General features: G+C 38.6%; 1 protein-coding gene. It reads right to left on the reverse strand.

Annotated features, from left to right (window positions below):
* A partial coding sequence (locus HMPREF0080_RS09500; RefSeq protein WP_040347556.1) for a helix-turn-helix domain-containing protein occupies positions 1-219 on the reverse strand: 219 nt, incomplete at its 3' end.
* Between the last annotated feature and the right edge of the window lie 48 nt (positions 220-267).

Raw genomic sequence — 267 nt, forward strand, 5'->3', positions numbered from 1 at the left:
ATTTTCCCACCTGGTTTCAATAACATGAGCCTTAAATCGTGCTGAAAAGGATTTATGCGTCATTTTCTTGTCTAGAGAAATCCCCTGCTTACCTAAGAACACCCATCTCTTTATAGTGCTTTTGGAAATTGATAATTTCTGAGCTATAGAACGGTATCCCCATCCTTGCTCATGTAATAAAATCGCTTGCCTTTTTATTGCTTTGGAATACTTGGACATAAAAACTGCACCTCCAAAAATTGTGTCCAACTTTTGGGGTGCAGTCCA

Source organism: Megasphaera geminata F0357 (genome assembly GCF_000239275.1).
GTDB classification, from domain to species: Bacteria; Bacillota; Negativicutes; order Veillonellales; family Megasphaeraceae; genus Megasphaera; species Megasphaera geminata.